The 24,282-nt window shown below is 37.7% G+C and carries 23 protein-coding genes; 15 read left to right on the top strand and 8 right to left on the bottom strand.

Annotation, left to right across the window (positions count from 1 at the left end):
* Window positions 1–137 precede the first annotated feature (137 nt).
* Both FA047_RS09625 and FA047_RS09620 read right to left on the bottom strand, forming a co-directional pair.
* Window positions 138–1,253, bottom strand: coding sequence for a FecR family protein (locus tag FA047_RS09625; RefSeq protein WP_136835825.1), 1,116 nt, complete (start codon window positions 1,251–1,253; stop codon window positions 138–140).
* Between the two features lie 81 nt (window positions 1,254–1,334).
* Window positions 1,335–1,892: a sigma-70 family RNA polymerase sigma factor gene (locus tag FA047_RS09620; protein ID WP_136835824.1), complete on the bottom strand. Its 558-nt coding sequence runs from the start codon at window positions 1,890–1,892 to the stop codon at window positions 1,335–1,337.
* Window positions 1,893–2,374: 482 nt separating this feature from the next.
* On the opposite strand from FA047_RS09620, the gene FA047_RS09615 reads away from it, so the two are divergent.
* The 4 genes from FA047_RS09615 (at window position 2,375) to FA047_RS09595 (ending at window position 7,592) form a co-directional block, all read left to right on the top strand.
* Complete coding sequence (locus tag FA047_RS09615) at window positions 2,375–2,749, top strand: bacteriophage CI repressor (protein ID WP_136835823.1); 375 nt, start codon at window positions 2,375–2,377, stop codon at window positions 2,747–2,749.
* Window positions 2,750–2,782: 33 nt separating this feature from the next.
* Entirely contained in the window at window positions 2,783–4,042 is a 1,260-nt protein-coding gene (locus FA047_RS09610; protein WP_136835822.1) for an AAA family ATPase, read from the top strand.
* A 1-nt stretch (window position 4,043) separates the two neighbouring features.
* Window positions 4,044–4,805: an HNH endonuclease gene (locus FA047_RS09605; RefSeq protein ID WP_136835821.1), complete on the top strand. Its 762-nt coding sequence runs from the start codon at window positions 4,044–4,046 to the stop codon at window positions 4,803–4,805.
* 1,488 nt (window positions 4,806–6,293) lie between these two features.
* The gene (locus tag FA047_RS09595; protein ID WP_136835820.1) at window positions 6,294–7,592 is read left to right on the top strand and encodes a hypothetical protein; all 1,299 of its coding nucleotides are present in this window, start codon (window positions 6,294–6,296) and stop codon (window positions 7,590–7,592) included.
* 25 nt (window positions 7,593–7,617) lie between these two features.
* On the opposite strand, the gene FA047_RS09590 is transcribed toward FA047_RS09595, so the two are convergent.
* On the bottom strand, window positions 7,618–8,091 hold the full coding sequence (locus FA047_RS09590; protein ID WP_136835819.1) for an aminotransferase-like domain-containing protein: 474 nt from the start codon (window positions 8,089–8,091) through the stop codon (window positions 7,618–7,620).
* A 242-nt stretch (window positions 8,092–8,333) separates the two neighbouring features.
* On the opposite strand from FA047_RS09590, the gene FA047_RS09585 reads away from it, so the two are divergent.
* From FA047_RS09585 to FA047_RS09545, 9 genes are all read left to right on the top strand, one after another.
* Window positions 8,334–9,038 (top strand): metallophosphoesterase, encoded by a 705-nt coding sequence (locus FA047_RS09585; protein ID WP_169304372.1) that lies wholly within the window; start codon window positions 8,334–8,336, stop codon window positions 9,036–9,038.
* Window positions 9,039–9,517: 479 nt separating this feature from the next.
* On the top strand, window positions 9,518–11,056 hold the full coding sequence (gene istA, locus FA047_RS09580; RefSeq protein ID WP_262709978.1) for an IS21 family transposase: 1,539 nt from the start codon (window positions 9,518–9,520) through the stop codon (window positions 11,054–11,056).
* 14 nt (window positions 11,057–11,070) lie between these two features.
* Window positions 11,071–11,826, top strand: coding sequence for an IS21-like element helper ATPase IstB (istB, locus tag FA047_RS09575; RefSeq protein ID WP_110829120.1), 756 nt, complete (start codon window positions 11,071–11,073; stop codon window positions 11,824–11,826).
* Between the two features lie 141 nt (window positions 11,827–11,967).
* The gene (locus tag FA047_RS09570) at window positions 11,968–12,267 is read left to right on the top strand and encodes a hypothetical protein (protein WP_136835816.1); all 300 of its coding nucleotides are present in this window, start codon (window positions 11,968–11,970) and stop codon (window positions 12,265–12,267) included.
* Window positions 12,268–12,389: 122 nt separating this feature from the next.
* On the top strand, window positions 12,390–13,145 hold the full coding sequence (locus FA047_RS09565; protein WP_136835815.1) for an NERD domain-containing protein: 756 nt from the start codon (window positions 12,390–12,392) through the stop codon (window positions 13,143–13,145).
* A 380-nt stretch (window positions 13,146–13,525) separates the two neighbouring features.
* On the top strand, window positions 13,526–15,238 hold the full coding sequence (locus tag FA047_RS09560) for a hypothetical protein (RefSeq protein WP_136835814.1): 1,713 nt from the start codon (window positions 13,526–13,528) through the stop codon (window positions 15,236–15,238).
* 38 nt (window positions 15,239–15,276) lie between these two features.
* Entirely contained in the window at window positions 15,277–15,666 is a 390-nt protein-coding gene (locus FA047_RS09555) for an energy transducer TonB (protein WP_136835813.1), read from the top strand.
* A gap of 467 nt (window positions 15,667–16,133) precedes the next feature.
* Window positions 16,134–16,601, top strand: coding sequence for a hypothetical protein (locus tag FA047_RS09550; protein ID WP_136835812.1), 468 nt, complete (start codon window positions 16,134–16,136; stop codon window positions 16,599–16,601).
* Window positions 16,602–16,680: 79 nt separating this feature from the next.
* Window positions 16,681–17,373, top strand: a complete 693-nt coding sequence (locus FA047_RS09545) for a hypothetical protein (protein ID WP_136835810.1) — start codon at window positions 16,681–16,683, stop codon at window positions 17,371–17,373.
* Between the two features lie 13 nt (window positions 17,374–17,386).
* Here FA047_RS09545 and FA047_RS09540 read toward each other — a convergent pair whose 3' ends face one another.
* The 3 genes from FA047_RS09540 to FA047_RS09530 all read right to left on the bottom strand — a co-directional run bounded on the left by FA047_RS09540 (window position 17,387) and on the right by FA047_RS09530 (window position 19,548).
* Window positions 17,387–17,614, bottom strand: coding sequence for a hypothetical protein (locus FA047_RS09540; RefSeq protein WP_136835808.1), 228 nt, complete (start codon window positions 17,612–17,614; stop codon window positions 17,387–17,389).
* Between the two features lie 393 nt (window positions 17,615–18,007).
* A complete protein-coding gene (locus FA047_RS09535) occupies window positions 18,008–19,147 on the bottom strand; it encodes a sensor histidine kinase (RefSeq protein WP_136835806.1) in 1,140 nt (379 codons plus the stop codon).
* 194 nt (window positions 19,148–19,341) lie between these two features.
* Entirely contained in the window at window positions 19,342–19,548 is a 207-nt protein-coding gene (locus FA047_RS09530; protein WP_136835804.1) for a hypothetical protein, read from the bottom strand.
* 284 nt (window positions 19,549–19,832) lie between these two features.
* Between FA047_RS09530 and FA047_RS09525 the strand changes: the two genes are divergently transcribed.
* Window positions 19,833–21,692 carry a tetratricopeptide repeat-containing sensor histidine kinase gene (locus FA047_RS09525; RefSeq protein ID WP_169304371.1) on the top strand — a complete coding sequence of 620 codons (1,860 nt, stop codon included), beginning with the start codon at window positions 19,833–19,835 and terminating at the stop codon, window positions 21,690–21,692.
* A 68-nt stretch (window positions 21,693–21,760) separates the two neighbouring features.
* Here the strand turns inward: FA047_RS09525 and FA047_RS09520 are convergent, their stop codons facing one another.
* Window positions 21,761–22,483 (bottom strand): LolA family protein, encoded by a 723-nt coding sequence (locus FA047_RS09520; RefSeq protein ID WP_136835800.1) that lies wholly within the window; start codon window positions 22,481–22,483, stop codon window positions 21,761–21,763.
* Window positions 22,484–22,496: 13 nt separating this feature from the next.
* Window positions 22,497–23,471, bottom strand: a complete 975-nt coding sequence (locus FA047_RS09515) for a c-type cytochrome (RefSeq protein ID WP_136835798.1) — start codon at window positions 23,469–23,471, stop codon at window positions 22,497–22,499.
* A 264-nt stretch (window positions 23,472–23,735) separates the two neighbouring features.
* Here FA047_RS09515 and FA047_RS09510 point away from each other — a divergent pair, with 264 nt between their 5' ends.
* Complete coding sequence (locus FA047_RS09510) at window positions 23,736–24,242, top strand: DUF6252 family protein (protein ID WP_136835796.1); 507 nt, start codon at window positions 23,736–23,738, stop codon at window positions 24,240–24,242.
* Window positions 24,243–24,282: the final 40 nt, after the last annotated feature.

The raw sequence follows: 24,282 nt of genomic DNA, 5'->3' as shown, positions 1-24,282 counted from the left end.
GCGCACCGTATAAGTAAATATTGTACATTTGTCTCGGTTTAGTTGATCGTATCGTGTTATCGCATTTTTACTTTTGACTGAGCTAGACCGGCCCACAGTTCCTACGCTGGGGCCGGTTGCTATTCACCAGGTGATATTTATTTCATTACAAATACCTTCCTTTCTTCTATTTTAAATCGGACTTCTCCGGTGGTTTCCAGAAGGCTTAAGACTTCTGAAATATTTTTAGATCTGGAAATAGAGCCAGTAAACTTAGCTTCCTTTGGATAGTATTGATAAATTACCTCAATGTCATACCATCGGCTGATCATGTCCATGACAGATTTTAGATCTGCTCTTACAAATTGTATTTTGCCTTTTTTCCAGGCTAGCTCTAATTCTACATTCACTTTTTTAATCAATGTGGCGGCTTCAGAGGATATTGCCTGTTCCCCTGGTTTTAGATTAGATTTTCTAAAAGTCCTGTCTTTTTTAAGGCTAATTACTCTCACAGCCCCTTCTTGCAATGTTGTTTTTATAACTGCTTTCGGCTCATAGGCATTAATATTGAAATGAGTGCCCAACACCAATATTTCTTGATGTCCGACCTTAACGACAAAGGGACGGCTCTTGTCTTTAGAAACTTCAAAGTAGGCCTCGCCGCTCAAAGTCACCCTGCGCTTGTCCTCTCCACGCTCTCTAAAAGAGGTTGCAAAAGTTAACGTTGAAGCGGCGTTAAGCCATACTTTTGTCCCGTCAGAAAGGACTATGTGGTACTCACCACCTTTTGGTGTTGTGATTGTTGCTAATCCTGAAAAACTATCAGCATTGTTGCGAGAGATTTTTGTGCCATCATTGTATTTGATTTTAGCTGCATCAACTGCAATTCCTGTTTTAGCGCAACTTAAGTTTATGACCTTGCCGTTTGCAAAGGTGAGAGTAGCTTTATTACTCCCAGGAGCAATGTCTTGGACAATTTTACTTGTAATTGGGTGTTCTTCTGAGCGATAATTGAACAATATAACGCCAGCTGCAATTAGAGTGATAGAAACTACCGCAGCAATTACTGACCAGAGTTTGATGATTTTCGATTTGCCATCAAAGCCAGGAAGATTTTTAATTTGTTCACCTAAGCTCTCAATAGTTTTTGGAGAGATATTGACGTCTTGAACGTCCAGTTGCATATACCACTTCTCTAGTAATGCTTTTTCCTGGTCAGTGCAGTTTCCTGCATTGTATTTAGAAATTAATCGTTTTGCTTCTTCAGTTGTCATTATCAAAAGGTAATGGATTGAAGAAGTGTCGGTTTTACCGACGGGAATGGGAAAATAAAAAAGTATTTTTTTTAAAGGAGTTTAAAATAGAGCCGTCAGTTTGGTTTTTAATACTTTGATTGCACCGTTTATATGTTTTTGAACATTATTCTCAGTCGTATTAAGCTTTTTGGCTATCTCTTTATACGATAAATTGTCCGATTTATTTAGCTGAAATATTTGCCTCATTTTTTGTGGTAGCGACTGAATAGCCAAATCAATATATTTTTCCCACTCTCGCTCTCTGGTTAAATAGTCTGTATGAGCAATGTTTCCGGTATTGGCATAATCCGTTAAAGATGCAATGTATTTAGATTCAACATTCTGATGGTCAAAGAAGTCAAAAATGCGAAATTTTACCGCTGTAAGTAAATAACCAGCTAAGTTGTCGACGTCTGTTGATGTTTGTCGTTTTATCCAAAGATTTACAAAAAGTTCTTGTACAATGTCCTTTGTCAGTTCTTCATCACCAAGTTTTCTATAAGCCTCAATAAATACTAAATAATGGTACCTTTCGTGGATTTCGGTATAGGCAGCATGATCCCCATCTCTTAATAAAGAGATCAGATCAAGGTCAGAAAGGGTGTGATAGTCCGACATAGCTCATGAAATTTATTCCAATTTGAATAATTATGAGCTTCATTAGAACGGCAGTAAGTGTCTAGAATAACAATAGGGCACGGTAACTTGCCATCCTCTACTGCCTGGCTCTGGTGGGCCTACCAACCTTTTCAAGTTGGCGCAAAGTAAAGTATAAGCAAGCACCGCACCCTATAATTTATAGGGAGCAAATGCTATACTTACTCCACTTTGCAAAATTTACCAGATTTGGCAGCGAAGCTCGTTTTTAGCGATGCTTTATTATTTTCATAAGGGTACCGCTAAATTATAATTTTTTGTAATCTATTTTTTATATCATGTTATTAAATAAAAGGGAATGCTGTTATAATCAACAGTGTTACTTCATTCGCTTTATCAAATATACATTTTTTACAAATACTATCAAAATATCATAGTTTTTACTATTAATAAATTGTAGTGTCATCTGGGATATCTGTAATCCTGTTTTAGCAGCTTTGTATATGGCTGTAGTAATTGGCGAAATCATCCACAAATTGGTTAAAGAAAGCGGTCTGAAAGCTAAAGTTATTGCTGAACATGTAAATGTAAGCGAGTCCACACTTTTCGGAATTTACAAAAGAGATACAGTTGATATTGATAAGCTGATTTCCTTTTCAAAACTTCTTAATAAGAACCTCTTTCTATTTTATTTAGATGAAGAACCACTTAAAAGCATGTTTAGCAATGATACCGTAGCACTTCAAAATCGCATTATGGATTTAGAACTTGAAGTGAACGCTAAGAATGAAAAAATAAAAGATATGTCAGTCATCATTGAAACCCAAGAAAAGGTTATCGCCCTACACGAACAAAAGTCATACAAATCTAAAAAGTAGCTATCAACCAACCTAGGATTTAATTATTTCATAATGCAGATAAATAAGTTATATATCCAGAATTTTAGAGGGTTTGAAGAAAAGAATTTCAATCTTAATCCTTCTTTTACCGTAGCAATTGGGGATAATGGCACTGGAAAGTCAACCTTATTGCATGCTGTCCAGATAGCAACTGGTGCTTTTTTTCTAGGTTTGCCCTACGTTACCCGAAGAAATATAAATGAGAATGAAATTAAGTTTGCGATAAATATGCGTTCTAAGCAATCCGAATATTTCACCCCAACTATTGTGGAGGCTACAGGCTTTATAAACGGAAGTGGCGAATTTTCATGGCGTAGGATGATACTTGAACATGGAAAGTCAACTTCTCGCGACAAATCCGGCACTGCCAAAATAAAAATAATCGCTGAGGATTATGCAAAATCTTTAAATGATCTAGATCGACCGGTGCTCCCCGTTATTGTTTTCTTTGGCGTAAAGCAATTAGGTGGTAATGTTACCAGGAAAAGCAGAACCAAAAAAAACCGGGTGATCATTCGTGATGGCTACTATAATGCGCTAGGGGCCAAATCGGATGAGGACACTTTCACTCAATGGTTTTACTATTACAAGGAAAATCTAGAGGCTGATCTTGAATTTAAAGGTACCTATGAAGCCGTAATTGAAGCTATTGAAACCGCTATTCCATATCTAAAAAATGTTTCGTTTGATAACTTCAGAGTAGAACTTGTCGCTGATTGCGAAATTGAGGGGCAACAGACCAAACGGTTACCGCATTCATTAATGAGTGACGGCGTGAAACGAATGTTGGGGATTGTTACTGACATAGCTTATCGTTGTGTTATTTTAAATGGATTTAAAGGAAAAGAGGCAGTAAAGCAAAGTAGCGGCGTGGTTATGATTGACGAATTAGATATGCACCTGCATCCTAACTGGCAAAGAACTGTGGTTGCCAATTTAAAAAAAGCGTTCCCAAAAATACAATTTATAGTTACCACTCATTCCCCGTTTATTGTGCAATCGGTTAATAGTGACGAACTAATTAACTTAGATTTTATCATGGATGTGCCACCTAATGAAATGAAGATTGATGAAGTAGCAATAGACGTTATGGGTGTAGAAAGTGCATACGCAGTGGACAATACTAAACGTCACGATAAAGCAAAGAAAATTTTGCAATTAATGGCTTCCGAAACTAATCCAGATTTAATTTCAAAGGAAATCCAGGAAGTAAGTGATCCCGGATTGCGGGCATTTCTTGAACTTAATTACCTCTCGAAAGGAAAGAAATAATATGCGGCCATTAGACAAAGGTTTGTGTCCAACTGAAAATAACGTTGAAATAGTCGTTACCGATTATACCCATTGGAGGAATCACCTAATTCAAAGAATCGGTTACTATTGTGCGTATTGTAATATACCGCTAAGTCATAGTTTAAATGTAGAACATGTAGTTCCAAAAAATCCACATGACGGCGATCCCGTCGGAGATGTACTTACATGGGAAAATATGCTTTTAGCTTGTGGCCCTTGTAACAATGCTAAAAGTAACAACCCCGTAGATTTCTCTAAGCTATATTTTCCAGAAGAAAACAATACTTTACTGGCTTTTGATGTATCCACACATACTGATAATCCGCAAGCAAGTATCATTGTCCCCAAACTAGGGCTAACTCATGGACAGACTGAAAAAGCAGATAATACGATAAATTTATTAGGATTAACCGATGTTGACAATAGACCTAACATTGTAGATATTAGATGGAAACGTCGTCGAGGGGCATTAATTGCAGCAGAAGCGTCGCTTGATTTATTTAATAGAATAAAGCAAGTTGCTCCTGATGATATTGAAACGGCTGGAAAATATATTGCCATCAATGCTGCTGAAATAGGCTTCTTTATTGTTTGGTTTAAAGTATTCGCTAATGAACCAATTGTTATCAAGCATTTAACCGATACGGAATTAATCCCAGGTACCGCGCAGAGTTGTTTTGATGCAGAGCAGGATTATAATTTAATAAACCGTAATCCCGAGAACGAAATTGATCCGATTTGATTAGGCAACAACATCATATCGGCATGAGCTTCTTTCTTATCAGTAATAATTTTCTTATATTCTAGCATGACCATATCATTAGGCTATGTTACCAAAATGTGTCGCCACCGAAAAAGCCAGATTTGCTTCCATTCTGGAAGCTCGGTGCATTATGTTCAGTTTGAAATGGACGTATAAAAGCCGGAGGGATATTAACGGTAAACGGATCAAACATCGGCAGGGGCAGACTCGTACAAAAGATCGGCTTATCAATGTACACTTTGCGGGGGATACCATATCATCAAATGGAACGCAATAAAATTTGAAAACAACCTGCATTATCGGGATGAAAGGTTAAGTCTCAAACAACTTCACCTGTTCTAAATATTTTGATAACGGCGCCCAAATGCTGCCGAAAGGCAGCTACAACTGGCTTCCGCCATATCCGGCGGAGTATAGTAATCGGAATTTTGTATTCCTTGGCAAAATAATACCAAGTATAGTATTAAGGGGATTTTGTCAGCATAAATCTGACATATTTCTAAATAATTTGGAAGTCATACTTCCGATGTACCATCCTCATTTTATATCAATAGAAATATTTCCGTACTTTTGTGCTGAGAGCGTTAATACGCGGGGGATCGGAACCCAATTCCGGCCCCTGCTATTTGCACAACTCTTAACTTATTATTGTATTAGACAACGAACTCATAAACGCTCCATATAGTGGACATAATCATCCCATCTTATGTTACTTTCTGATAATCTCCCGAAAATTAATTGTGTCCATATATCAAAAATTGAAGCAGGTGTCGTTCTGGCAAATCTAGGCGAGCTTCTAGAAATTGAAGAACGTAGCGATTGCTACGCACTGATAATTTCAAGGATGAATGAAAAACAGGTATTCAAATTTGAGAAAAACACAGTATTGGTTACCATATAGTATACCATATTAAAGTATATGAGATAAAGAGGAAATGGGGGCGATGTAGTCATTTTTTCATTTGTTCTCCGGTGGTAACTGGTGGCTTTTATAGTTATAAAGAGAATTTTAATTAATCTCGCTTTAGTCGCGTATTACAGTTTCACGCATTTCTTCTATATCAATCACAGTAATCATTCTATTTTGGTCTCTTCACCTTTTCAACTCAAAAAGTACCGTTGTCATAAAATGTGGATTAAAGTGTTCCAACACGATCTTTTTAAAAGGAATTATCTCTTTAAAAATGCTCCTGTGCGCAAATTTTGCGCCTTTGCAGCTTTCTTGACTAGATAGCCAAAGGGGTGAAAAAAACAAATGGAACACAGACAGCTGCCATCTGCATTGCCTAAAATTGATTTGGTATTTTTTGAACTTGCTAAGTATGCCTGATAACCGGTCTGACCGGCTGACTTATATGCCATTTGACACCGATATGCTGTCGTATATCTCTAGAAAACAGTCGTATCGTTCCGAATGTTGTTTTCGGGGCAGACTGTCGACAGGTTTGTGGATTAATTTTAGTTCAAATGAAAAATATAAGCGTAAAAAAAATCGGGATAGATTTACAAAGATTGATCTTGCCCATCTGCCTGCTATTGATGATAGCCGGGCTGGAAGGCTGTAAGAAAAAGCCTGATCTGCCCAAGGAGGAGCCTCCTATGGAAACCCCAAACCATGGACAAGTGCTTGGTGAGATCACCGAGCAGACTATCGGTGCCTCGGGCGGACAACTGGCAACCGCCGATGGAAACGTTAAGCTCGTTGTCCCACCAGGAGCGCTGGATAACGATGTGAAGATTAGTATTCAGGAGGTTTCAAACACAATTGGCAAGGTAGGGGTGGGGAGAGCCTATCGCCTGTTGCCGGAAACAGTAAAATTTTTGAAGGATGTGGAACTGACCTTCGGATACACCGATGCCGACTATAGCGGGACAAGAAGGGAACTGCTGTACATGGCCTATCAGACCACCGATGGCAAGTGGCATAAGACTAATACCTCAGTCTATAACACCACGCAGAACCTTGTGAGCGTAAAGACCAGACATTTTAGCGATTGGAGCATCTATGCGGGCGCAAAGATCGTACATAACATCGGAAAGGACGAGCTTTTTGCAAGAGATGTTGCGAAGTTAGAGGTAATTTCAGTAGAACCGCCGAAGGAAAATAATGATGACGATTTGTTGTATCCCGTTGTAACAGCTGTAAAGATTAAAAGATGGTCACAGAGCGGTTCCTCGGAACATACTAGCGGGCAGCTGATAAATGAGGGGGAAAGTGCTACCTATATTGCCCCTAACGAGATTACCAGTGGCGGGGAACTGGAGATAATTGCGTATCTGGATATGACCTCAGTCCAATGGGATCCAAAAAGGCCATATCCTGATTTTGTCTATTTCCTGCGTGATAGGATGATTCTTCTGCCAGATGAATTCATCTACTGGGACCGTTATGGATCAAAAGTTTTTTCCCAGACCGTTGAAAAATCTTTCATTAAAGGAAAGATGGACATAAAAGGACTCTATAACTCAGAGACCCAACATGGCCAGACCGTAAGGATCTTCTGCGCCACACCTACACAAGGCATCCACAAGTTTGCGGGTCGTGATGACGCCTATGTGACGCACTATATTTCCGGGTTTTATTCAAGCTCGATCTACGAATGCGAGTATGTTGAGAAATATGAGAAGGGTTCGGTGCTGATTACAAAGGTTGAGGATGGTTACATCGAGGGGCTTGTTTCAGGAAATCTGCACTATACTGATAAGCCATGCATTGCATTCGCCTATGACAAGATGTTCATGAAGTTCAGGATCAAAAAAACGTAATGCACCAGATAAAGACAGCTGTTTCCTATTTCACTGTTTTGAATTGTGCCGCTAGCAGTCCAAATGCCTTTTCATACGTTTCAATATCTGGAGAACCAAACCCAGCCCTGATCCCAACTATCGGCAGCTTTGTGTCAAGTTGTGGGTTATCATTTGGTTGATAAATACCGATCTCGGCCAGTGGTGCCAGTATTGGCGATATGTGCTGATCTTGGTTCAATTTTATCCATGCACCTAATCCTCCGGAAGGCATATTAAACACTCCATACTTTGAAAGGTATTCATTGTAGACTACCTGGAGTCTTTGCAATTTCTCCTTATAATACAACCGCAACTTTTCCAAATCAGATGCATAAGAATTAGACTGTAGCATTTTTACTGCTTTCATGATCTTCTCATCCTCTGTTAGCGGACGGGCTGCATTTTCCTGTGGATTATATTTCAATAGTACAGGATGGCTATAGTCAGGGATTTCAGTTCCCAGGATAAGGAAATTCATTAGTCCGGCATTGAGTTATCGTAAATTGAAATTGTAGTTGTCAAAAATACATAATAATTGGGGGTTTCCGGTCGCCTCCACCGCTTTACGTTTTACATTCGGCAACAAATTGCCGTTCAATCCTGTTTTTATATAACTTCGCTTTGAATATTATTGTATGGAAAGACCATATCTGAAATTATTGCCGAAAAAAAACAAATTGATAGCCCGGAAAGAAAATACACCAAAAAGAGCCGATGTCTATGAAGCATATTTTTATTCCAGATTTACATGGCCGCAATAGCTGGCAGGATATTGACTTTAAACAATATAACAAGATCGTATTTTTAGGTGATTATGTGGATTCCTTTACTGAAGAAGATGAGGCTATCTATAACAACTTGGTTGCGGTTATCAAACTCAAACGCAAATACTGGAAAAGGGTTATATTGCTTTTAGGCAATCATGATGTGCAATACCTACATTTTCCCAGGTATCAGATTAAGGGTTTTCGCCCGAGTATGCAAAGGCGGTTAACCGAACTGTTCAATCAGAACAAAGATTGTTTTCAAATGGCTTACCAGCGAGGAAACTATATATTTACACATGCCGGAATTTCCAATTCCTGGTACCGGGAGTTTTTGAGATCGCCAATAATTAATGACATTAGGTACGATAATGATACTATCGCCGATCTCATTAATAAAGTTGAGGCAGAAGGAAGCCCACAACAACGGTATATGTTATATAGCGAGGGTATACACAGAGGCGAGCCAGGTGATCTGGGACTAGGTAGCCCGATATGGGCAGATCGAAAGGAAACTATGCTAGATATGCTCATTGGTTATCACCAGGTCGTAGGACATACCCAGGTGCCTGAGCCTGAAGCAATTCGCTACACTTGCAATTCTATCACCTATATTGATGTACTGCATACCATGACTTATTTTCATGAAATGGATATTTAATGCCATGTGAGCATTTGTTTATTTGGTGATTTCAAGACAATACATATATTTGCGATTGTCTAAACTGTTATCTACTGCATGTCACCAGGATGCAGCGACCGATTGAACACAATTTCTCCTACCGGAAGGACTGGCAAAGTCCCCGGAATTGTGTCGAGATGATCTTTCCATAATAACAGGAAAACTAATATTATTATATACTCCAATTCATTTGGGGCCGCCGCAGATTTAAGCACGAATTTTCCTATCGGAATGACTTCGAGGTTGCTGAAATAAGTGTTTATATGATCTGAGAGTATTAGAAAATCAAGTCATTTTATACCGATAGTTGCCGATACTTACCACTAACTAGGGGGTTAAAGCAATATGTTTTCAAAATGTAAATCACATGATCTTTCTTGTGTTCTCATGCTGTAGCGGCCTATTCAAGTTGGAGGATTTCAATAATCATTCAATTAATGGCTAATACCACTATAAGTATGAATAAAATCAGACAAATTCTAAGGTTGTATGACCAGGGGAAGGGAAAGCAAAAGATTGCTGACTATGTCGAAATATCCCGTAATACAGTAAAAAAATACATTGCCGCATTTGAAGCCTGTGATTATCCTATTAAGGATGTTGATGGCTTAGACGACGATGAATTGAACGATCTGTTTGGTGAGATCAAAGAAAAACCTAAATTAAAAAACCGACGTATGGAGGCGTTGGTACGCTGCTTTCCAAAGATGGAAAAGGAGCTAAAACGTACCGGAGTCACCAGGGCTACGCTTCATGAAGAATACATGAAAGAATTTCCTAATGGCTATAAGTACACTCAATTCTGCCATTATTTTAACTTATGGCAAGAGAAAGTCAGTCCAACAATGCACCAGACACATAAAGTTGGGGATAAGCTATTTGTTGACTTTGCGGGTAAAAAGTTGAGCTATACGGACATGGAGACCGGAGAGGTAATCGAGGTTGAGGTTTTTGTGGCGATCTTAGGCGCAAGCCAGCTTACCTATATTGAAGCTGTTGCAAGCCAGCAAAAAGAGGACTTTGTTAAGGCTTGTGAAAATACGTTGCACTACATTGGGGGTGTTCCCTCGGCTATCGTCCCAGATAATCTGAAAGCAGCCGTAATCAAGAGCCACCGTTACGAGCCGACCCTAAATCAAACTTTTGAATCTTTTGCACAACATTATGACACGTGCGTGCTTCCCGCCAGGGCCTATAAGCCAAGAGATAAGGCATTAGTTGAAGGAGCCGTCCGGATCATGTATACCCGGATATATCTTCCGGTTAAGCAGAAAGTCTTTCACTCCCTTGCAGAGTTGAATAAGGCCATTTGGAAAAACCTGGAACACCATAATAATCATTTACTAAAAGGGCGTGATTACAGCCGGAGAATGCAGTTTGAAGAGATTGAACGGAAAGAACTTAAACCACTTCCGGTTGATCGATTTGAAATCAAAGATCAGGTCTGGTCTAAGGTAAAAACCGATGGTCATGCCTATCTTGGTCAGGATAAACACTATTACAGTGTTCCGTTTCGCTTTGTCCATTCTAAGGTAAAGATCCTATATACGGCTTCTACTGTAGAAATCTTTTTCAAAAACGAACGTATTGCAGTCCATAAACGGGATAAAGCAAAATACGTTTATACCACCAACAAGAATCACCTAAGCCAACGGCACCAGTACTCCGCAGATCGTTCACCGGAACGGTATTTGGAACGGGCTGCGGCTATCCATGAAGATGTTAGGGCGGTTATTGCAGTGATGTTGGAAGGCAACCGGCACGTAGATCAGATCAACCGCTCATGTGAAGGCGTGTTGAGCCTGGTAAAAAAGTTTGGCCCCGAACGCCTTGCTGGTGCATGCCGAAGAGCAATGGACTTTGGTGTACATACCAAGTTCAAATCTATCCAATCGATTTTGGAGAGTAATATGGATGGCCACCGGGAAAACCCTTTTGCTGGCGAACTCCCGATGCCTAGCCACAAGAACATCAGAGGTGAAAAATATTATAAATAGACTTAACAATTATTATGAACAATTCAGACACATTAGATAAGCTAAGAGAAATGAAATTCTTTGGCATGTTCCACACCTTTAAAGCACAGTTAGACACTGGAAATACGGAGAAATATACTCCTGATCAATTTCTAGCAGAATTGGTGGAGGCAGAATACGAGGATCGTGTAAACCGCAGGATCAACAGGCTTATAGACGCAGCAAAATTCCGATATAAGGGTTCCATAGAGGACATCAACTTTCATCGTGACCGAAGCATCGACCGCAATCAGATCATGAGGCTTGCAGAATGTGGTTTTATTGAAAAGCATGAAGATGTGCTAATCACTGGCCCAACCGGAATAGGCAAGAGCTATATTGCCTCAGCACTAGGGTACCAGGCTTGTGCCAAAGAATACAAAGTGCTATACTGGAGTACGCCTAAGCTCTTCACCAGATTGAAACAGGCTAAGGCAGATAACAGTTACATTAAAGAAATGGCGAGAATCGAAAAAGCAGAATTGTTGATCCTGGACGACTTTGGTCTGCATCCGCTGGATGCCACATCCAGAGCGATGTTGATGGATATTATCGAGGACAGGCATGATAAAATGTCCCTGATCATTACCTCACAGCTCCCGGTGAAAGATTGGTACAATATCATTGGAGAAAAGACCATTGCTGATGCGGTGCTAGACAGGATCGTTCATAGTGCGCATAGAATTGATGCCACGGGAGAATCCATGAGAAAGACCCGTCCAAAAAAGACGGAAGAAAATAACTATGAATAACTAAAGAGGCGGTAAAAGTGGCCACTAGATCAAAGTCCGGCAGATCCGACAAAGGTGGCCACTCAATTCTCATTACTGTCGCAGAGTTCCGTTAGAAACTGACTTCGCCATTCAAGGCAGAGGCTTTGAATTCCATTTATTATGAAATCTAAACCATATACAGGCATAAAAAAGTATAGAATTGAAGAGCTGTTGGAATACCTTACAAACAAAGAATATAAATTTGTGATGAAAATTCTTCCAGGTATCCTCGGTATTTCACGGAGTACCCTAACAAATTATATGACCTTAGAAGAAGGCAGCCCAGGAGATATACCATATCAGAAAGTTGTTGCACTAGAAAGATTCATTGGTATAAAAGAAGGAGATTTAGCAAACATTAAACCCTGGGGGAAAACCTTTCGGGAGCTATATAAAATTTCGAATAAGGGCAAATTATGATTACAGTTATTTAGTAGATTAGTACCCGACTTTACATTTCTAAGGAAAGAGTTGGTTTCTGATCTCTTAAATATAACTTAATCATTAAAACGATATCTTGAAATGCGAAAACAGATTACACTATGCTAGATCTCAATGTAAATATTTGGATTTTAATTATCGTTATCGCCCTAGCTGTGATCTATTCAGTCTATAGAAGGCGACTAAAGGGCGTAATAGGAGAGAAAACCATAGCTTGGAAGCTAGCGAGATTACCCAAGTCTAAATACATGGTGATCAATAATCTGGTATTAGAAGTCGGAGATAGGGCATCACAGATTGATCATTTGATTGTTTCAAATTTTGGATTGTTTGTGATCGAGACGAAGAATTTGAAAGGTTGGATTCTTGGCTATGAGAATTCTGAGTATTGGACGCAGATTATTTATAGCCGAAAGGAGCGTTTTTATAATCCAGTACGCCAAAATTTGGGGCACATAAGGGCTTTAAAGGCTAATCTTGTCGGTTTTTACAAAATAAATTATATTCCTATAGTTGTTTTTACAGGTGATACAACTTTGAAGGTCGAATCGGATTCTGGTGTTATCTATTCCGGACAACTCTTGAGGACGATTAAAGCTTACAAAGAGGTCACACTCTTAGATATAGAAAAAGAGGCGATTTTTGATAAAATAAAATCCCTCAATATCAGTCGTAAGTTTAAGCGAAGCGATCATATAAGAAGTATTAGAAAACGTGAATATGAGCGTTCAAGATTAATCGATGGATATCTGTGCCCAAATTGTGGAGGCGCTTTGGTCATACGCAGTGGTCGGTTTGGAAAATTCAAAGGTTGCAACAACTTCCCTAATTGCAAGTTTACCACAAATAATAGATGAGTGATTTTATTTAGTTGTCTTATATAAATTAGCAGATAGAAAAAAACTGGTATTGGTTGCTTTTGGTGTCCGAGTGCAAAAAATCAAGAATGAAAGGCGTTTATGAAAGCTACTTTTTTGTATGGGAGCTTCGGCAAAACTGACCCCTGCATTCCGCAATTATACTCCGGCATAATACTTAATTATTGGGGGTCACTTCACGAAACGCAAACATTTTACGTAATAATTTAAATGTCCGTAAGTGATTATATTGGCTGTATATAATATCGTAAATTAATGAAACGGAAGAAAATGGTATTGATGATTAATTAATAATTATTTAATAATATATGAATGTATATATTAATATAATTTTTTAACTTTAGTTAAACCCTATTCTTATGAAAAAAACGCTCTCATTAATTTTCTCCGTTAGTATCATTATTTTTTATAGTTGTAAAAAAGATCTTTATCCTTTAAAGGCAACCGACAGCAACAAAATAGAGTTTATAGAACCATCCTCTCTTACTGGTACAAAAATAACCGGAACTCCGATTATTAAAAAGCTATGGTTTAACGAGGGGCAGAAAGTCAACAAACTAGCTTCTGAAGAATCAAGTCTACTATCTTTAAATGCTTTACCTACGACAGGCCCCGAATCACCAGCTGAAATTAGTTTTAGTACGAATGTATTGATAGATGAAGGTAGAGTAAGGCCAGCACAACCTCTTACTGCGGATATTATTAAAAACTTTTTTGCCGACACTACGCAAGCCACCTATTTTGAATGGGGTCTATATGTAGAAACTCCCTGGCCTGTAGTTCGTGACAATGTTTCCATGTATATCACAGGTGATGCTAAAATACACTTAGGACACTCATTTTTAAGTTTGTCAACCACAGATGCTGATGGTACCGTTAGGAGATTAAGCGTTGGTTTCTATCCCTCTGGCAATGATCGCATGGGCAAGGTTTACTCACCGGGATACATGTATAATAATGAAGCCCACCGTTATAATGTAAAATATTTATTTTCTGGTACAGGGGTAAACTATAAACTGGGTTTTCAAAAAATAGTTGATATGTTACAAAAAACAGAACAACAACCTTCAGCCCCTTTTGACTATTCCGGACAATTTGTGTTGTACGATACGCCATATGCCTGGCGATTAAATCCGAACTCTAAATATAAATACTCACATAATGATGCATCAAGAGTATTGAAATTATTTGCTCAGGCACGTATATTGCCAGCTGTATATTCTCCGAGTGTTAATTTTCCTTATGGCAGCCTACAAAGTCCTTACTTTTTCACGGCTGAATTTAATGGAAGACTTGCAAACCAGTTAGATTCCGCAAGAAGATTCCCAACTTCTAATTATGGACAGAATTATCTCAATGTGCAGGGCATTGATCCAAACTATCAAACCTTTTTTTGGAATACTCTAATTTCCACTAATCCTGATTATCAGTATTCTGTCATTGGAAGTAATATCAACATTACTAGTACCCCTTCTTTAACTGCCATTACCAAATCAAATGGAATGACCCAAACGCAGAATAATGTGTTAAACTCGACACTAACATCACAGCTAAATTTGTCATGTTATTATGGCAATGTCTATTCAGGATTAATTAATAAGTCCGTTAAGTTTAATTTCAATGTTAATACGAGTACAGCAGGCGCGTATAACTACACCAATAATAACCTATATTTTCAAAGCATTAACACTATTACTGCTAATGTTTTGACTGAAGAGTTATTCCACGCCTATCAGCATTATTTTTATCCGGGAGGTGGCTTGGCTCAATATACCAATGTCGGCAGGTCTAATATCGAGTTTGAAGCCAAATTAGCATTTGATATTAGCCAGGCAATTGAAGGGGGCGGCTGTTGTTTGGCCATAAGCAATGACACCGAATATTTAAATTGGATATACGATTTGGTAAATATTTCCGCAGTAGACCCTACATATCCAACGAGCGCAACCGTTGAGGCAAAGTATTATCACTTTTTACAGAAGTTCATAATCGCAAAACCACAATATAATTTTCCAATCAACTATAGCTTAAAACCTCTTGCCTACTATTCAATTGCAGATCAATGTAGATAACCTTTTAATTTAGTTTAAAAATCTTAAATTTAGAAATAATGACACGTATCATATATTTAATCGTTCTGACAGTTGGCATTTCCATAACAGGTTATGCACAAAGCAAAAAAGCTGATTCCTCAACAATCGAACAAGAGACTTTGCCGGAGTTTCCTGGAGGACAACTGAAAATGGTGGATTTCACGAAGAAAAACCTTTCTTTAGCTAAGCCATCTAATGCGGGTAAAGCAGCAAGTGGCAGAGTTGTAGTGAGTTTTATAGTCAAGGCAGACGGCTCATTAACTGATATTAAAGTCTTACGAGGAATGGGTGAGCCATATAATACGAACGCACTTAAGTTAGTTCGCTCCTTTCCAAAATTTAAACCAGCAACGAAAAATGGGAAAAATATCGACTATCCCTTCTCAATTCCGATACCCGTTAACTAAGAATTTAATCATAAGAGGCAATCGAAATAGAAATAGTGCCGATTCGTATCCTGCGGATAGAGTGTTAGTCCAGATTGCGGACTGAACCGATTATACGGGCTTATTTAAGGTGACTTTGAAATGCCTGGCATGATGGTCTAATCCGAAGGTTTGTTTGTTCTGAAAAGGCGGGTGAAGAGAATGATAGCGAGGTTGAGCTACTTTAGCTCAATGCAAGATCGGGGGTTGTTAAGAATTAATTATCTTTGATAAGACTTCGTGGGGCATTCGCTACCACGCTCGGCAGCCAGTCAGGTGGTCAGTTTGATCCGAAATGCAGGGGTCAGTTTCACTGAAATACGCAACACCTAAAAACTAGCTTTTTTAGCTAGAAAGCTATATATTTTAGCTAAAAAACACGTGTTAATCATCGTTATTTATTTCAACAAAAAGCCTAATTTAACTACAGCAAAAGTTTAAAGCAAATTATGACAAAAAGTGAATTTATAACATTACATATCGACGCAATTCTTGCCCTGACAACTGCTGATGCTAAAAAGAAAGAATTGACAGTCTTACTATTCCAATACCTGCTCAGTTTTAAAAAACGAGAAGTTGAGTTTCACATTGACCACTTCGCCAAATACTCAGGTCTGGCGGCATCATTTTTAAATCAACCTTATGATACCTATAAACAACCTGATTTTGCAGCTCCGGTAATGGATATTTTCGGACTTCGCCACCTGTTAATAGATGAAAATAAATATCAATCATTACTTGAATCCGCATTGATTTTATTGATGATGTCCAATATCGATATATTCCCGGAAAGATATTTCCATTATACTGTTATATCATCCATTCTAAAATCAGATAAACAGGACGAATTTTTTGCTTCGGAATTCCAGGCCCGCTTTTCCGAGGATTTCTGGGATCAACTTAAAACATTAAAGTAGTATCCCTAATATTGATTTAAATAAACTGCTCAATGTTTACCTTAGCGGTATTTATTCTAAGACACAAAACAAGCCCTAAATGACAATTAAAGAATATCCCATACTTAAATACTTGGACAACAATGAACTCACACGTGGTATTTATACGATGTTGGATAATTCGGGATATAATGAAGATGGCATAATTGACATTGAAAAGAGCTTTAAATATTTTGCCGGAAGAGCAATTCATATCAACCATATATCCCAAGAGGTGCTTGGCTCACTAGAAAAGACACCTAATTTCAACCGTGATAAGACACTATTGGCTGGAACGAAAGAAAGTGCAGGGTTACTTTTACTGCCAAAAACTATTTTACCAGATTTTAGCAATGTTCCTGAATATGCCGAGGCAAATCCGTCAGCTTATCCCATCAATGCCATATTGTATTCCTGGCTAAGTTTTAATAACCATGATATTATAGACGGGACTTTCGACCCTGAAGATGCTTATCGAGGTGATGAAGGTCGGTCATTGGTCATTATCCCAATTTGTGATGATCGAATTACCCAGGCGACAGATGAGTACCACATGACAAGCAACGATGAAATTTATGGTTGGCCTTGCAGTGAAAGTGAGGGCCGAGAATGGTACGGAACAATTCATGATATGATCATGTCACTGATTCTGGTGAATACTTTTCCTGACGTTTATGATCACATAATCACTAATCATCCTGCAAAAAGAGAAATCGTAGTCTGTAACTATAACGATATTGAAATGATCGCTTAAGCGGGGGGTAAAGTTATGTTTGGCCTGGCTGTAGCGCATATTTGTCGAAAACGGTGATTAACAATGCTTCGAACCGCTCTTTGTCATCTTCAATAAATTCAAATTTGTTATAACGTTCAAAGAGAGCTTTCTCATCACTATTGAAGATGTCATAATCAATGTATTCACTTCGTATTCGCTCATCAGAATCGTATTTAGACCGAACCACACAAAAGGCATTGTTTATGAAATCTATTGTCATGCCATAACTATATCCCTCAGCATTCCTTAGTATCGAGATTAAGATTGCATGGCCTTTATGTGGTTTTGTTTTTTTTTCTTACGGAAAAGACTAGTAAATTTCATTATGAATTTTTGTTATAATTTTAAACGTCTCACGCTGAAAAGTGGAAGCACATTCATATCAATACAAATCTTTGCAGTCCATTAAGTTAACAATTCTTAGCTGATGTACGATTAATTAATAGCCCCACGCACATTTGCGGCCTGTAAAAACAGCCATCCCCATAGTCCATCGCAGGTTTTTACTTCGGGTGTTTACGGGGAAAAGACGGGGAGGGTAATAGACGGCAGTGGTAGAACCGAAGCTTAGCTGTTTAAACTTACTTCCGTCTAATGGATCAGATAATTTAAATTAATTTAAACGGTGGACACTACAAGGAATCTCAAAGAAAAAAGTCGAACCACTTCCGGGTGTACTTTCCACCCAAAGTCTGCCTTGATGTCGCAAAATAATCTCATTGCACATATAAAGACCGATTCCTAGTCCTGAAATATGACTATTTGATTTATTCGCTCGATAGAACCGGTGAAATATTCGCCCTTGCTCTTCAACTTCAATCCCTATACCGAAATCCTGAACAGAAACATTCGCAACATCTTGCACAGCCGAAATACGAATTACCACATGATTTGCTTGATAGGAATATTTGGTAGCATTGGATATCAAATTTGTTATGACCTGTTCCATTCGTTTCTGATCTCCGGTAACCGAAAGTTCATCCCGATCACTATAGAGCGTGAGCTCATGGCTGGGATTGATACGCCGCATCATTTCAATTACCTCTTTAACAAGAACAATCAGGTTAAAGTCATTAGTCGATAAGTCCAAAGAGCCGGTTTGTAGTTCTGTAATATCGAGCAGATCGGCGATCAAGGTATTTAATTTGGCCAGTTGATATTGCGCCTTTGATATCAGGGTTTTAGTTGAGTCTTCTGGTGAGAACGTTCGTGCGATTAGTTGTAAGTAGGCTCCGATTGTGGTAACTGGGGTTTTCAACTCATGGCTGGCAAGGCCGATAAATTCATCTTTTCTTGCATCAAGAAGTCTCGTCTCATCAAGTAATTTTTGAATCTGGGCGTTTGATTTCACCTGATCAGTTATGTCAATCAGGGTATTAATGGCCCCGGTTAGATTACCTTCGTTATCATATAGCGGGACAGGGTGTGGAATTATATTCCTTTTAGCACCATCCGGACACTGCACAACAATCTTCGCTCCTGTAATAGGACGGTTTTCTTTTAAGGCCATGGCCATAGGACAAGTATCTAGCGGCATTGGGCTGCCATCTTCACCAAAAATCTTCCAGGAACCACACCAAAGGTCTTTTTTTAACTCTGGCTCTCTGCCCCATAAAGCGACCGCCGCTTTGTTATAAGACGTAATATATCCCAGCCTGTCACAAGTATATATTGCAACCGGCAAAGTATCAAACAATTCCGGTGGAAAAAATTCAGAACCAAATTTCGAAGTAAGTGAAGTATCTTGATTCATAATTACTGCCTGGAAACTCCTAGTGTAGAATTAAAAACTGGTTTTAATGGATAATTGCTAATAGAACGTTAACATCCTAAGTATAATTTTGTTCAATAAATATAAAATCACGATTTGTTAAGATGTGTTTACTACCAATTTAGATCAATGCAGTCAATTCATTCGTTATGATCGTAGATATTGATGCACTCCGTTTAAATATAATCTGTCATTCTTGAAGGATACCCCACAGAATTAATCCCATGTGCATCAAGAGTGCCGTTGGTTGCAATAAGCGCATTACCGGTAAACAAATCTTGGTTATGATATGCAGATAGAAGTCTGTCAGCTTTTTTGCCAATTTCTTGTGCCTGTACAAAAAAGTGAAATAATAGTAATAGTAAGAATAATAATGGTTTCATGTTTGTTTTTATTTTAGACTTTAAGCTTCGTTACATATTACAGATATAGTTATATGCTTAAAAAGCGGTTTTTATTTAAATTGCTGTATATCAAATTATTATAATTTCTCTGAAGATGAAAAGCATTGGTTTGTAGATAAACTGCAAATCCTTATACCAATTGCGCTTGTTGTTTGTCGACAAAATGATGCTATTTGTCTTAAAGTATAAGTTAAGATATGGCTGTTTACTGGTTACATTGTATATTCGTTAATTACACTAATTTATTTGCTCTAATGTCAAGAATGAAACTTAAAAGAATATCTTTTCTTTTCATCTTTTTTTGCACCATCTGCTCTACTTCTCAAGCGATTAATAGGCACTTTGCCATTCAGGAGAATCAAGTTAAAATTGATAATACTTTGGCCCAATTAGAAAAACTGGTTAAAGCTGGCCAACTCGATTCTGCTGAAAATATACTTAAACAATTATACGGTACTCACGGTTTTAGTTCGCCAGATAAAGCTAAGGAATATCAATTCTACAAGCTTTATAACTATGTGCTGTTTAAAAAATCGAGGTTTCTCGAAGCAAAAAAGATAGCTGCTATAATGTTAGAATTAAGTTTGGATATGAAGGATCCAGACATGATAGCCGGTTCATATTATATACTGGCCTCCAGCCAAAAAAAGTCAGGAGAATTAAATAAAGCGGCTGAGAGTATAACTAGAGCACTTAAAGCCGCTGAAAATCTAAATAACGAGGAGGAAAAGGCGAAATATTACTTCCTCTTGTCTGATATTTTTTTTGATCTGAGAGATACCAGAAAATCCCTATTCTATTCTTCAAAGGCGTATGGAATACTCAAGGATTGTGGAAATCCCGATTTAATGAAAGCTAAATTGACTGTTATTCTAAGCGAGATATTAAGTGGTCAGTTAGCCTCAGCCGAAAGGCATTTGAGAGAGGCAGAAAGAAATATCGATCCAAAAGAGCAACCATTGATAGCTGCAAAGATACACTTGCAATTAGGGCATCTGTATTTTGAGAAAAAGCAATATGCACATGCTATAGAGCAACTGAACCAAATCCCACAGTATTATAAATTTATCGATAACAAGTCTGAAATGCAGCTGCATACCGAAATGTCTATGGCAGAAAGTTATATCGAACTAAAGGATTATAAAAAGGCAGGCTACTACTACGAAAAAAACATCAATCAGGCTCTTAAAGAAATGGATGTTAATGATTTAAAGATCATTTTACAGATGGGGTTTAAGATATACGAGGCGTTGGGAGATAGTGCCAAAACCATTGACTATCTAAAAAAATATGCAGCATTTATTGATTCGGTGAGTAGAACCTCTATGCAGAAAGCTGTTCAGGAAACAGAGATTAAATACCAAACAACACTTAAAGAAAAAGCGATCTCGGACCAAAAACTACAGTTAATTAATAAAGATCTTGAACTGCAGAAAAAAAACAGGTATCTTATTTATGGTTTCTCAGCTTTGTTTTTGCTTCTGCTGTCGGCACTAATAGTATATTTAATTTACCGCAACAGAAACCAGGCTATAGAGTTAAGTTTGTTAAAGGCTCAAATTCATCCACACTTTCTTTTTAATACACTGAACAATCTGTATGCACTTAGCATAAGTAAATCTGATGCAGCTCCTGGTGTGGTAATGAGTTTATCAAGTATTTTACGGTATATTCTTTATGAATGTAATACGTTAAATGCTGATCTACAAAAAGAGATGGATATCATAGCTGAATATATTAGCCTGGAGAAGATTAGATATGGAGATGGACTTGAAGTAAACACTTATTTTGATAGAGATTTTACCGGTTATACTGTAGCTCCTTTATTGCTTTTACCACTTGTGGAGAATGCGTATAAGCATGGTGTAAGCAAATTAGAGAAAGATTCGTGGATTAATATTGAAGCCAAATTAAAGGGGGATAGATTTGTTTTTAAGATTTCTAATAATAAACCAATTAATAAAAATGTACTTCAGCAGAAAACAATATATGGAAATATTGGGCTAAAGAATATCAAAAAGAGATTAGCTATCATCTATCCTAAGCAGCATAAATTTAGGATTACCGAATCTGAAGATGTGTTTATTGTTACCCTTGAACTTGTGGCGAAAAGAAAGGTTTAAGTTAAATGTCATAAAAAAAGGTTTCAATGATTATCCATTAAAACCTTTTTTACTTATATCTTTTATAATTAATTTAACCAGTGTACTTTGCCAAATTGATTGGGATCGAATATAGCCTCATCCAGTTTAATGTTCGTTTTAAACTCGCTATACTCTTCCTTTTGCAACATTTTATTATTTTTATAGACATCAACAATAGTTTCATGCCAGGTATTACCAAGCTTTTGTTGCCCACTAAAGTGGACATCTAGCGTGGAATTTTCTTCCTTCTGGATGAATCTAACTAGGTATAGTTCTTTTGCGTCAAACCATAGTTGGGTTTTTGTGGCGTCATCTTTAGTCGTCCCAACAACCAGAACATTCTTTCCGTTCCAGGTATTCGTGCTTTCTAAGGTATGATCTACACCAATTTTTGATAGCTTGTTTTTTACGGTGTCTATGCTGTCAAAGTACATACCGCCAAGTAAATAAATAAGCGGATTGTTATTTTTACCAGTACGGGTTAGTTTGTTTTCTTTAAAATAATACTCTTTATCACCATCAAAAATAACCGTATTGCCCTTTTCCCTATTAAAATCTATTCTGAAATAGTTTGGTAAAGATCCCGCTTCGAACCATGTTTGTTTCACTTCTCCTTTGGGAGTGAAAAGGGTTGTTGTTTGCGTAAATGAAAGTGTTTTTGGCCATTTGCCACCATATCTGCCAATTACCTTGCTTAAGATATTTGTTTGTGCCTGCGTGTTTAAGTTTAGTGCTACCAAAGCAGCAAAAAATAATGATTTTTTTAGCATGTTATCTTTATAGTTACTTGTTAAATGTTCTTACAGTTACCTTATTTGGGCTGGGTTTTAAACTTTTTAGATAACCATAAATGGCTGCAAGATCAGTTTCTTTCATACCGGCGTACATTGTCCAGGGCATTGTGGTATTGAGGACGGTTGTGCCAACGCTTTCTGCTTTGTAATTGCTGTCGACATAAAATTTAAATCTGGCTATAAATGCATCTTTTGTCCAATTTCCTAAACCATTTGTTTTGTGCATAGTAATGTTAGGTGCCGTTAATGTACCCGTAGGAAACTTAAACTCCATACCTCCGCCAAATTCGGTGCCTTCAATAATTTTTCCTTTATCAGTTTTACTATGGCAGTCTATACAACCTGCCGCATTTACCAGATAGCCACCATATTTAACAGTATCAGCTTCTGATGGAATTTTTTGAAAATTTGCTTTTGTAGGTAAGGTTTTGTTAATCAGGTTAACAGGAAAATTTAACGCAGTTTGTGGTATATTTTTGGAAATAGGTTTTAGCAATCTGATGTAGGCAATAATGCTATAAATATCTTCTTGATCCATTTTTCCAAACCTAGGGTATGCCATTACCGGGAATAATGCCCTTCCATCTTTACTTTCTCCGGTGGTTATTGCCTTTAATATTTCTCCATCTGTCCAGCTGGATAAAGTATGTGGTGTAATATTTGATGAGTATATTTTTCCTGGAAAGCCCATGTTTTCCTCAAATTTTTCGCCACCACCGCCTAAAGTTCCATCAACCATTGGGCCTGCGTATTGTTCCCAATTTCTTGAGCTGTGGCAATCCATACAAGCTGCAACATGGTTGGCAAGGTATTTTCCTCTTAAAACTCGCTCAGGAGTGATATCAACTTTTACTGTAGGGGCAGTGCCGACATTTGGTAGTGCAAAATTTACAAATAAGCCTCCTGATAACGCGATTAGCACGATTGATACCAATATAATTGCAAGTACTTTTAATTTTTTCATTTCTATTAATTTTTGATAGCGTAAAAATGTTTAGAAATATATCGGCATAAAATCATTATCGACAGACGGCAACTTTAAGCCGACAGATTGTTTATTTATTTGATTTTTTGAATTAAACAGGTCGATTTAATTCTGGGTTAGGACAAATCTCATCTTACTATCGTAGCATAGGGTTTCTTAATAGTTGTTTGGCTATAATTCCCTGATTTCCGTCGCTATTTCTTGAATAAACACTTTGGTAATGTTTTTTTTGCATGACAAAAGATGAAGAAATATATATTAACACATGCCAATCTCTTTGCTTTACTTGCATTATGTGTGATGGTATCTTGTAAAAAGGACAGAAAGTTAATCCAAATGCCAAAATTAAAACAATTTGCCAGCTGGTCTTTGGATGGGAAAGCCATGAGGTCTGAAGTTGCCCGCTCATTTAATATCGGTGATCAACTGATTATTCTAGGGGAGCGAGATAAGGCATACTTTCACATCAAAATAAACAACGCTAAAAAAGGTGTTTTTCCATTCGGAAAAGACAACGAGAAAGGTAAATCGGTCTTTTCCGCTTTGGATAATACGCTAAGTTATTTCAGTGAACTCTTAGACTGTAATCTTGTAAGTCAGGATGCTGATGGTTATGTAGAAATTAAGAGCTTTGGGAAGGTTGGTGAATATATAACAGGGAATTTCTTAGGAAAAGCTCTTATCCAAGAAAATTGTGAAATAAGTCAAAAAGATATCAGCGGCTCTTTCAAAGTAATCCGCTCCAAATAGCCAGCTATAACTGCACTATATTTAATTTTTAATCGAAAAT

The organism is Pedobacter frigoris, assembly GCF_005116445.1.
Classification (GTDB): Bacteria; Bacteroidota; Bacteroidia; order Sphingobacteriales; family Sphingobacteriaceae; genus Pedobacter; species Pedobacter frigoris.
Note: the sequence above shows the minus strand (reverse complement) of the source record. Positions and strands in the feature narration are given on the sequence as shown.